Genomic DNA, 9,702 nt, shown 5'->3' with positions numbered 1-9,702 from the left:
GCTACGGCCGGCTTCGTGCATTAACTCGTCGATGCTGGCGCGGGTGTTCTGAATCAGATCGAGCATGGGCAACAGGAGCTGACTGTTCTCGGCAAAACAGGCGCGCAGCCCGTCCGGGTCCTGCTTGGGCACCACGTGCAACGGCGCGCTGGCGCTTTGGGGCTTCTTCTTGGTACGCTTCATTTGGCGGTTCTCCTTGGTCCCCTGTCCGGGAAGTTGGTCGTCGAAACCCGATTCTCTCGGATTTCCAACGGGGAACCGCCGCCTTCAACCTTCAACTACGCCCGGGACATTGCCTTCCTCGCGTTCCTCCTGCGTTACGTACTTGCGCAAAGCGGCCATTACGAGTGCCTTGCCCGAACCCGAAAACGCTTTGTGAATCAGCTCTTTCAACAGGCTGCTTTGCAGCAAGTTCTGACTTTGTGTGGGCGCATAGACATGCGAACGCTCGCTCTCGTCGCGCGTGAGCAGCCCCTTCGAATGCATGATCTGCATCTGACGCAATACCGTGGCATAGGTCACGTCCGCACGTTCCACTTGCATGGCCTGATGAACCTGCTTGACGGTGGCGGGGGCGATCGGCCATAGCACCCGCAGGAGGTTGAGTTCGGCCGCGGTCGGCCGGGTCAGTGGAGCGGCTTTGCTCATCACGAAACCTTGGCAGAAAATCGATGTAATGTAGAATAATTTGTCTAGAACAAATTGTCTACATCAACGTGTTCGTGCCTCCATTGCAGACGTCTGTTCGTGGTTCCTCTTGGGACATACGAATAACCTCCACGACCGACGGCTTCGGGTCGGGCTCGGTCGACCGCATCGGGCGGCAGTCGGTCTATTGTGTTGAAAAACTCGCCAACGAACAGTTCAGCTAGGTTTGCAGGGGTTCTCTTACCCCTAACCGATGCTCACGAGCGTTTTATAGAGCAATCTGAGAGGTCGATTTCGCGCGAGCCGGTTCCGCCGCCGGGACACGTGAGTTTTTCAAATGTGAGGGACTTCCCCATCCCGAGACGACGTTGAGGTCGCACGGCATCGAGTGCCAGTTGATCGAAGACCCCAGACTACCTGACCAGGTGCGAGCCATGCTGCTGGAGGTGAGTGAACAACTGGCGGCGCTGAACCTGAGGCTTGCCCGCTGTGACCAGCAGATCGCGACTCACGCCAGAAGCAGTGACGTCGCAAAACATGCCGGCGAACTGCTTGGCATCGGTCCGGTGACCTCCAGCGCACTGGCTGCGACCGTTCCCGACGCCAAGGTCTTCCGCAATGGCCGGCAGTTCGGTGCCTGGCTTGGCCTGACTCCCCGCCAGCATAGCTCCGGCGGGAAGACGCGGCTTGGACACATCAGCCTGAGAGGCAATGTCTATCTGCGCACGCTGCTCGTTCAGGGTGCCCGAAGTACATTGCAGTCGGCGCTGCGTGCGGACCCCCACGCGCGCGAGCCGCCTGCAACGATGGATCAGGCAACTCCATGAACGCAAGGGCTATCACAAGACACTGATTGCCATCGCCAACAAGCACGCGCGCATGCCGTGGGCGATGCTCGCCAGGGGGTGCGTTACGATGCCGATGCATGGCAGCGCCACCCGCTGCATCCACTGTTACCGCCCGCTGCTGTATGACCGATTGACCTGCTTCAACTACTGCTCGACGCGATAGCAAGACGAGGTCGGACCGAACGGGAGAAGAACCCGGCTATTTTGTTGGCGAGTCTTAACCGCACGCCGCACCTCGCTGCGCGCTGTTCGCCGGTTTTCAAATAGGGTTCTCCTGTGCGGCTCATATCGTGGCCCGCCTGATACGCTTCGGGCAACAAGGCCGTTTGCAAAGACGCAGTCTGTTGCTGATATTGCTTCGACGTGTAAGAGCAGAAGTCGTCAACAGGAGAGATATATGAGTCCACCGGCGTCACCGCACGGATTGCCGACGCTAAGCATCTTCAGGCGCCGAAAACCGAACCCCGAGCTTGACTCTCGGAGGAAGTCCTTGCAAACAAAATAGGCCATTTTCAGTCGTTCGCTCGCGCCCGCGGATGGACACTCAAATGTCGGCTCTAGAGACAGCAGCGACCCCTCACACATCTAGCTGATCAGTCGCATCATCGGCCTTTAGATCATTAACGCTGACCTGCGCGAACGACAATTTGCGGTTTGGATTTGGTACGAATCTGCTGATAGATCGGAATCTCGAGGCCCTTGCTGATCTCCAGCGCCCTCGCCACGCCACAGGGAATCACTTCGTCGAACCGAACGGCCCCATCTTTTCTGAAGGTACGCAGATACGGAACATCTCGCCATCCAGGTAAGCAGGGACGATATCGACACCTTCAGTCGCTTCGCATTGCGGGGCACCTACGCGGTAGCCTGTCGGTGCGTCGCTGGCAATGCCGCCAGCCGAATCGAGCGTGGTGTTCCTCGGGATGCACGCGAACCAGAAAAACTTGACAATACGAGCACATGCTCCTATTCTTGTCTCAAGAGAGCATATGCTCTCACTTTCAAATGGAGCGAAGCGATGAACGAGGCTGAGATTCTTGTGAGCGGTGCAACGGGACGGACCGGAGGCATTGCTATTGACGAACTTCTTAAGATGGACAAACGCGTGCGGGCATATGTGCGCACAGATGACGATCGAGCGGCCGCCCTGAGGCAGCGCGGTGTCGATATCGCGGTCGGGGACTTCACCGACATCAACCGCATTCGGGCAGCGATGGAAGGAATCCGATCGGCCTATTTCCTTCATCCAATCGCGCCGGGAATCATCGCGGCCGCGGCCTATTTCGCGCAGGCAGCAAAAGAAGCGGGCGTCACGGCGATCGTCAACATGTCGCAGATTTCCGCACGCCGGGAGTCGACGAGCCACGCAGCACAGGATCACTGGGTTTCCGAGCAGGTCTTTGATTGGTCAGATGTCGCGACTACGCATTTGCGCCCCACCTTCTTCGCCGATTGGCTCGTCTATCCGCATTTTGCAAAGGAGATCTGGGCCACGAGGAAGATTGAATTTCCCTTTGGCAACGGCCGTCACGCGCCCATCGCCACCGATGATCAAGGACGCGTCATCGCCCATGTCCTCGCCAACCCCAAAGGCCACGAGGGCAAGACCTACACGCTCCACGGCCCCGTCGAGATGAACCATGTCGAGATCGCAGCCGCGATGAGCGAGGTTCTCGGCGCCCGGATCGAATACGCGCCGACTTCCATCGAGGAATTCCGAATCAAGATGGAAACCCTTTACAAGTTTCCGCCGTTCCTCACGCAGCATCTGGTCGAAGTCGCGCAGAACTACCGCGACGGCATCTTCTCAGGCACCAACGATGCCGTCGAGAAGATCACTGGGAAGCCGCCGCTTTCTGTCCAGCAGTTCGTCGCCAAGAATCGGTCCGCATTCGTGTGAACATGTCCTTAAAGCGAATCGAGGTTTGAAAATGTCACTCACCCAGGATGAGCATCACCCGTTTCTCGATGATCTGACGGCTGACGCGGAGCTGGTCAGCTCAGTGTTGCGCGGTCCCGTAATCGGGCGCGACGAAATCCGGCTCGCCGTCGACGCCGTCGGAACCTTCTATGCCTCACAGACGCCCACGTTTCTTCAAACCGTCGGCTCGCGACTTTTTCTTGAATACGAGGCTGTTCTGACGAGCGGCGAGAAGTTGAGCGCGGTCGTTGTCGTCGATCGCAACTCCGACGGATCGGTGCCGCGAGTCAGCGTGCGGATGAGCCCGCTTGGCGCTGTACTGACTCTCGCCACCCATCTGCGGGAGGCGCTTTCGAAACAGTTGCCGGATAACGTTTTTCTTTGAACCGAGCACCCGCAGGCTAGTGGCGGGAGTTGACTCTCCCCCGGCATGCGGCTTTTAAAAGAGGAGCTTGTCATGGATATCAAGAACGCCACCGTCTTCATCACCGGTGCCAATCGCGGCCTGGGCCTGGCTTTTGCACGAGAGGCACGTCGTCGCGGGGCGGCGAAAGTATATGCGGGCATGCGCAACACGAGCGGTTTCGACGAGCCGGGTGTTGTGCCGGTCAGGATCGATGTCACGGATACGGCGTCGATCGCCGAGGCCGCGAAACTGGCGGCGGATACGAATCTGCTGATCAACAACGCGGGCATTGCCGCTCTGATCGACGGGCCTCTGGCGGCCGACGTGGAAGCGCAATCCACCCGCATGTTCGATACCAACTACTACGGCGTAATGCGCGTCACACAGGCCTTCGAGCAGATATTGGCGGCCCAGCCGCATGCCGCCATCATCAACGTGCTGTCCGACATCGTGTGGCTTCCGCGGCCCTATCTGACACCGTATGCCGCGTCGAAGGCCGCAGCCTGGAGTTACACAAACCAGCTTCGCTTTCACCTGCACGAGCGTGGCATCCAGGTTCTCGGCCTGCACGTCGGGTTCGTGGATACCGACCTGACCAACGGCATTGACGTGCCTAAAGCCAGTCCGGAGGACGTCGTGCGACAGACCTACGACGCTCTCGCCTTCGGCAAGAGCGAGGTTATGGCCGACAAGGGGACAGCGGTGCTGAAGAGCACGCTTGCGGCCGAGATACCCGGCTACATCACACCGCCTGCAGGGCTTTGAACACCGTAGATGACACGGGTCGGTTTCGGCAGCGAGACATGAGGTGCGCAGATCGCCGTACGCCGGCGCTGTCGCTCCCGGCTTTCATCGAAAGATACCGCCGTACCTTCGCGCGACGCGCGCGTAGCGTTCGCGCAATTAACCGAAATCAGGAGTGAAACAGATGTTGCCGGTCAACCAACCGCTTGGAATCGATCAATGCAACTGCTTCGCCGTGAGGAAAGCGAGCAGGCAGATCTCCCGACTCTACGATAGCCATCTTGAGCCCGCGGGCCTGCGCATCACGCAATTCCTCACCCTGGCCGCCCTGGACGAGGTGGGAAGTACCCCGGTCAACGCCCTCGCCGAACGGCTCGATATCGAACGAACGGCGATGGGGAAAATGGTTGGCTTCCTGGAACGCGACGGCTTCGTCACGATCAAGCCGTCGCCCACGGACGGCCGAAGCCGCCTTATCGAGCTCACCGAGGACGGACGGCGCCTGCACAAAAGGGCGGCCCCTCTCTGGCAGGAAGCGCAACGGAAGTTCGAGCAACTGAACGGTGTAGACAATGTTACCGCGTTGCGGGAGGGGTTGAGAGGGGTGGTCGTCGGCGACGTGTCGATGCGTTCGTCAGAAGACTAAGCCTCCAGATGCATTGCGACAACAACATGATTCGTAAAACCAGTAATCATTTGAGGAAGGACTATGAAACTCCCTGTCACTATCGGAGGCATGATCGCACCGGATTCCGGGCTCGCCCGCAAAGCGGCGGCCCTCGCCGGGCAGGCTCATTCGAGGCCGCTCCTTAATCATGTCCACAGGACATGGTGGTTCGCGGAGTTCATCGGCAAGAAGCGGCAAATGAAGTACGATCGCGAACTGGTTTATCTCGCATCGCTGCTTCACGACCTGGGTCTGTCGGAGGATCACGCTGCGGATAAGCGCTTCGAAGTCGATGGCGCCGACGCTGCGAGCAGGTTTCTGCATGCCCACGACTATCCGGAGACGAAAATCGACATCGTCTGGGACGCCATTGCCCTTCACTCGGCCGCTGATATTGCCGATCGCAGGGAGCCGGAAGTCGCGCTCGTCCACTTCGGCGCTCATGTCGACGTCATGGGGCTCAGGATGGACGAGATTTCTCCCCAACTGATCGACGATACGCTCGCGCTCTATCCGCGGCTCGGCTTCAAGAAAGCGTTCACGGAGGCACTAGCCGAGGTCGCCAGGCAGAAGCCGCACACCGCCATCGGAACCGGTCTGGCCGACATTGGCCGCCGTCTGGTGCCGGGTCTCGAGATTCCCAACGTGTGCGACCTCCTCCTTGGGGCAAGCTTCGAAAGCTGAATGTTTCGCGACGCACAACTCCACCATGGCCGGTCGGCCATGTGCGATCCTGCGCTGTGCCGCAGCCAGTGCGCCGAGGCTTGCTCGAGCAGCGCGGCGCGAGCCTCGAATTCCGCGCCGCGCTCGCGCAGCCGGCCGGCGGCGCCCGTAAACACGCGCTTGTCGATCGTGTGCAGCGCGACACGCGCGAGAGGGGCCGGTCTGGTGGCCCGGTTTTCCTCCGGGGCGATTCCGCCGTACTGCCTGACGTTGATCCTGCCGTGCTACCTATGGGCAGCACGAGCGGCGTCGCCTCATGCGGGGAGGGGAGCGCGGTCATCCCCAGCGACTGTCGGTAGCGGGCGAGCTCCGTCATCAATTCACGCTTCGCAGGGACCAGCCTTTCCTTGTCGCCCTTGCCGTGGACGGTCAGCCACCAGCGCATCGTGCCGTCGGCGTCGCGGCGCACGAAGAACTGGCCCATCGTGTTGCCGCCCGCCTCAGCGATGCGCAGGTCACCGTGACGAACCTATTTTGATCTACGTCCGTCCGCTGAACCCGCTGAACCGGATCAACCTCACAGTATCAACATGCTATTTCGCTTCCGCCGAGTGAGCAGTGCTTCCTTTCTCGCTTGACCCAAGAAGTGTCTTGACCAGGTCGGAAGATACGTAATGCGGGCCATCGAACAGGTAAATCGAATAGCCTCGATACGCGTTCAATTGCGGCAGGAGTTCCTGCGCGGTTGCCGGGCGAAAGCCGCCTCCTTGCCGGGGCCGAAATGCCTCGGCAATGATGCGGACGCGGCCTTTGCCAAGCCTAGCAGAAAGCGCATCTGCGTATTCGCGGGCGGCCGCCGCATCGCGCGCGTAGAGGCCACACCCGTCTTGCCAGAAAATGCCGACGTCGTGGGGTAACCAACCGTCAAGCCATTCTGCCAACGCTTTACCGCCAATGTTGGTGTTGTCGTAAACGCTGATCCATAGGGGGCGCGGCAACGCATTCAGCCACCGAACAATAGTGGGTGCATCTTTCCATGTCGGGTCCACTTCTACAGGAAAGTACCAGCCGTCAATCCTGACAGGCGGATGCGAAGCGGCGAGCTGGCGTGACTGTTCTCCGAGTTGCGAGACATGTTCCCGCGCGTGCTTTTCATCAAAGTTGCCCGCAAGCCCAACGATGACCCGGTTCGCCCATGGCGCACGCGACAAGGCTTCCCAATCTGGCAAGCGTTTTGCCGTCGGCAACCCCGCATCGGAAACGTACGCCGTGTTATCGACAGCCGTCCACTGTACGAGCAGATTCGACACGCCCAGCTTGTCCCAGTCGCCCGTGGGCCGGACGTGATCCGCATCGACCTGCCAGATGATGCCCTGCGCCAGGGTCGCGGACACCGGAGCGGACGCGCAGCCCGTAAGCAGGCTTCCCAGCCAGATTCCGAGTGCCGTCAGAAGGGACACCTTTGACAAGGAAATTGGCTTCCGGGGACTTGTCGCAATCGAGTCCATACGTGTGCCGCTGAGCGTTTCCGAGAATCAGTACGAGTAGACTGCAATGAAGAACACGCCACGCGCCCGATCGTCTCCGGAGACCTTGAACCTGTACTGGAGGGAAAGGTCGACGAACGACCTTGGCGCGTCATATTGGCTATCGCGCATCCAGTACCTTGCGGAGACGCCGACACCGGCTCCCACGGGCCAACTGTGATCGACAGATGTATCGTAGTCGATACCCGCTACGCCATATGCAAAGGTAGTCAGTCGCGGGCTGACGGGATCGACTCGCCAACTGCGTCCGAAGCGGACGCTACCGGTTGCATAGGTGGTCTCGTGGTTCACGTAGCGCCCAAACTCCGTATAGATATCCGTCGTCCACCACGACGGCGCGTCAATCCGCCGTTCCGTTCCGAAGCCGCCTGAGTAAGCCAGCCGCGCGAGCCAGTCCGACTGCGCATGAGAGCCAATTGCGAAGACACGCTCGAACGCGCCGATTGCATTGACCTGCGCAAGCGGCTTCGCCCTGGCGCCGACCGCCGAGGTCAGTGTGGATACGCCGCTCGGATTGCCTTGGCCTTGCACGCCGAAACTGTCACTCCCTCTCGCATAGACTTCGAACTTTCTGTCTCCGAGGCTACCGAATGGACGCCAGTAGATTTCACCACCTGCTTGCCAGTTATTCGACGTCCGCGGTATAGGTGCCGCGGCAAAACTGGATTGCATGCCCGCGCCCCGGTAGCCGATGGCGAAATCGGCACCCCAATTGCGGGTGACGTCCGCGTGTGCGGCGCGCATGTCATGAAGTGCTTGCGGCGTCGTCGCGGTTCCCTCGTCGGCGTCGGCATAGTCGATGGCGCGCTCGAAGTAACGTGCCGAATCATGGTTGTGATGCACCTGCTGTGCGCTATATGCGGCGTCCGCGGCGGCCGATGGCGGCAACTTTCCCTCAAGGTCTGCCGCCGCAAAGTGGTTATATGCGAGCCCCGGTTTTCGCGCCCGCTGCGCAATGTAGGCGGCGGGCATATCGGGCATGGCGTCCAGCATGCCTGCATTCACCAGGCTGATCGCTTCGGCGTTTGCTCCGGCACGATCGCCGTGATTGTCGAGCGCGGTAATGAGCTCGAGTCGATGCTGGGGATTGTCGGGAGCGAGTTGAACCGCTTCCCGGCTCAGATCGAGTGCGGCCGACCGGTCACCTGTAGCCAGAGCTTTCGATGCCGCGCGAGAGACTGCATATGCCGGATCCGACGGTTCGATTTCACACCATGCGCCGAAGCTGTCGATCGTGCAGTCGAGAATCGGCTTAGGCGTTGTCGAATGTTCCGGAGTTGCAGTGGCCAACGCCATCTGCGCTTGCCTGCGTCGCCAGGTGATGAGCGCGTCAGTGTCATCACCCTTCATGTCCAGTGATGCGAGCACGTCGAGCGTGCGCTGCGGCTTTGCTTGCGCGAGCCAGACATCCGCGACGATCAGACGCGCAAGGCGCTGCTGACGTTCCGAGGTGTCGGGCTGCTGTAGCGCAGACGCGAAGTCGGCATCCGCGCCCGTCGCGTCACCTTGCGCCATGCGCGCATAGCCGCGCAGCACATATGGCGTTGTCTTCCCGGCGTCGGACGCGATCGCATCGCCTGCCACGCCGGATAGACCCGCAAGATCGTTTTGTGCCAGCAGGCTTTCCATCAGCTGAAGGCGATAGGAGGCACGTTCAGGTGCGTACGTCGACGCCTGACGTGCGAATACCGTTGCCTCAGCGACATCGCCGCGGCGGCGCGCGTCCAATGCCTTTGTCGCAGACTGTTTTGCGAGTTCATCGCCAATATACGCGCGTCGCTTGCGAAGCTCGTCCGTGTCGCCCAGCAGTCTGGCTGCGTCCGCTTGCGCCTGCCATGCAGCCTCGATGTTGCCAGAGCCCAGAAGCGCATCGATCTCCAGCAGCCGAAGGCGCATGATCGTCGGGCGCAATGTCACGGCCTCGTGCGCGCTCTGCGCGGCAATCGCATAGTCGCCCTTCGCGCTTGCATCATACGCACGTTGTGCGGCAACGAGAGCCGGACCGGCAAGATCGGCCGGCTGCACGCTGGCAACGGCAGTTGTGTGCGGCTTGCGCGGTGCCGGCATGATCCGCTGGATGCTTTCTCGTAGCGAGACGAGGGCAGGTTCGGGTCCGAAGTCTTTCATCGCTTCGCTGACCGTGCGCAACGCGTCTGTGTAGCGATGGTCTGCTGCCAGCGCGTTGGCGCGCAGCAAACGTAGCGAGAGCACGTCCGGGCGCTGGCGAATCGCTTCTGCCGCCGAGTCTGCCGAGCGTG

At 60.5% G+C, this 9,702-nt stretch carries 8 protein-coding genes and 2 pseudogenes; 6 read left to right on the top strand and 4 right to left on the bottom strand.

The features are described from left to right. Both GCT13_RS31835 and GCT13_RS31830 read right to left on the bottom strand, forming a co-directional pair. Window positions 1-183: pseudogene (locus GCT13_RS31835) on the bottom strand (IS256 family transposase); the annotation flags it as partial. 84 nt (window positions 184-267) lie between these two features. Beyond that, a complete protein-coding gene (locus GCT13_RS31830) occupies window positions 268-648 on the bottom strand; it encodes a BlaI/MecI/CopY family transcriptional regulator (protein WP_152764936.1) in 381 nt (126 codons plus the stop codon). Between the two features lie 551 nt (window positions 649-1,199). Between GCT13_RS31830 and GCT13_RS51345 the strand changes: the two are divergent. The 6 genes and pseudogenes from GCT13_RS51345 to GCT13_RS31800 form a co-directional block, all read left to right on the top strand. Continuing rightward, window positions 1,200-1,407 (top strand): annotated as a pseudogene (locus GCT13_RS51345) (transposase); the annotation flags it as partial. Window positions 1,408-2,514: 1,107 nt separating this feature from the next. After that, on the top strand, window positions 2,515-3,396 hold the full coding sequence (locus GCT13_RS31820; protein WP_152764934.1) for an NmrA family NAD(P)-binding protein: 882 nt from the start codon (window positions 2,515-2,517) through the stop codon (window positions 3,394-3,396). 31 nt (window positions 3,397-3,427) lie between these two features. Further along, window positions 3,428-3,802: a hypothetical protein gene (locus GCT13_RS31815; RefSeq protein WP_152764932.1), complete on the top strand. Its 375-nt coding sequence runs from the start codon at window positions 3,428-3,430 to the stop codon at window positions 3,800-3,802. 72 nt (window positions 3,803-3,874) lie between these two features. Further along, on the top strand, window positions 3,875-4,588 hold the full coding sequence (locus GCT13_RS31810) for an SDR family oxidoreductase (RefSeq protein WP_152764930.1): 714 nt from the start codon (window positions 3,875-3,877) through the stop codon (window positions 4,586-4,588). Window positions 4,589-4,751: 163 nt separating this feature from the next. Beyond that, on the top strand, window positions 4,752-5,213 hold the full coding sequence (locus GCT13_RS31805) for a MarR family winged helix-turn-helix transcriptional regulator (protein WP_152764928.1): 462 nt from the start codon (window positions 4,752-4,754) through the stop codon (window positions 5,211-5,213). 63 nt (window positions 5,214-5,276) lie between these two features. Then, on the top strand, window positions 5,277-5,918 hold the full coding sequence (locus GCT13_RS31800; RefSeq protein ID WP_152764926.1) for an HD domain-containing protein: 642 nt from the start codon (window positions 5,277-5,279) through the stop codon (window positions 5,916-5,918). A 572-nt stretch (window positions 5,919-6,490) separates the two neighbouring features. Here GCT13_RS31800 and GCT13_RS31790 read toward each other — a convergent pair. Beyond that, window positions 6,491-7,405, bottom strand: coding sequence for an alpha-amylase family protein (locus GCT13_RS31790; protein WP_407670888.1), 915 nt, complete (start codon window positions 7,403-7,405; stop codon window positions 6,491-6,493). A gap of 27 nt (window positions 7,406-7,432) precedes the next feature. After that, window positions 7,433-9,655, bottom strand: coding sequence for an NfrA family protein (locus GCT13_RS50955; protein WP_193727801.1), 2,223 nt, complete (start codon window positions 9,653-9,655; stop codon window positions 7,433-7,435). Window positions 9,656-9,702 lie beyond the last annotated feature (47 nt).

The sequence above is a fragment of the Paraburkholderia franconis genome, from assembly GCF_009362735.1.
GTDB lineage: Bacteria > Pseudomonadota > Gammaproteobacteria > Burkholderiales > Burkholderiaceae > Paraburkholderia > Paraburkholderia franconis.
Note: the sequence above shows the minus strand (reverse complement) of the source record. Positions and strands in the feature narration are given on the sequence as shown.

Coding starts and splice junctions, on each gene's coding strand:
- GCT13_RS31790 (WP_407670888.1), bottom strand. CDS start 7,405: ATGGACTCGATTGCGACAAGTCCCCGGAAGCCAATTTCCTTGTCAAAG.
- GCT13_RS31805 (WP_152764928.1), top strand. CDS start 4,752: ATGTTGCCGGTCAACCAACCGCTTGGAATCGATCAATGCAACTGCTTC.
- GCT13_RS31810 (WP_152764930.1), top strand. CDS start 3,875: ATGGATATCAAGAACGCCACCGTCTTCATCACCGGTGCCAATCGCGGC.
- GCT13_RS31820 (WP_152764934.1), top strand. CDS start 2,515: ATGAACGAGGCTGAGATTCTTGTGAGCGGTGCAACGGGACGGACCGGA.
- GCT13_RS31800 (WP_152764926.1), top strand. CDS start 5,277: ATGAAACTCCCTGTCACTATCGGAGGCATGATCGCACCGGATTCCGGG.
- GCT13_RS31815 (WP_152764932.1), top strand. CDS start 3,428: ATGTCACTCACCCAGGATGAGCATCACCCGTTTCTCGATGATCTGACG.
- GCT13_RS31830 (WP_152764936.1), bottom strand. CDS start 648: ATGAGCAAAGCCGCTCCACTGACCCGGCCGACCGCGGCCGAACTCAAC.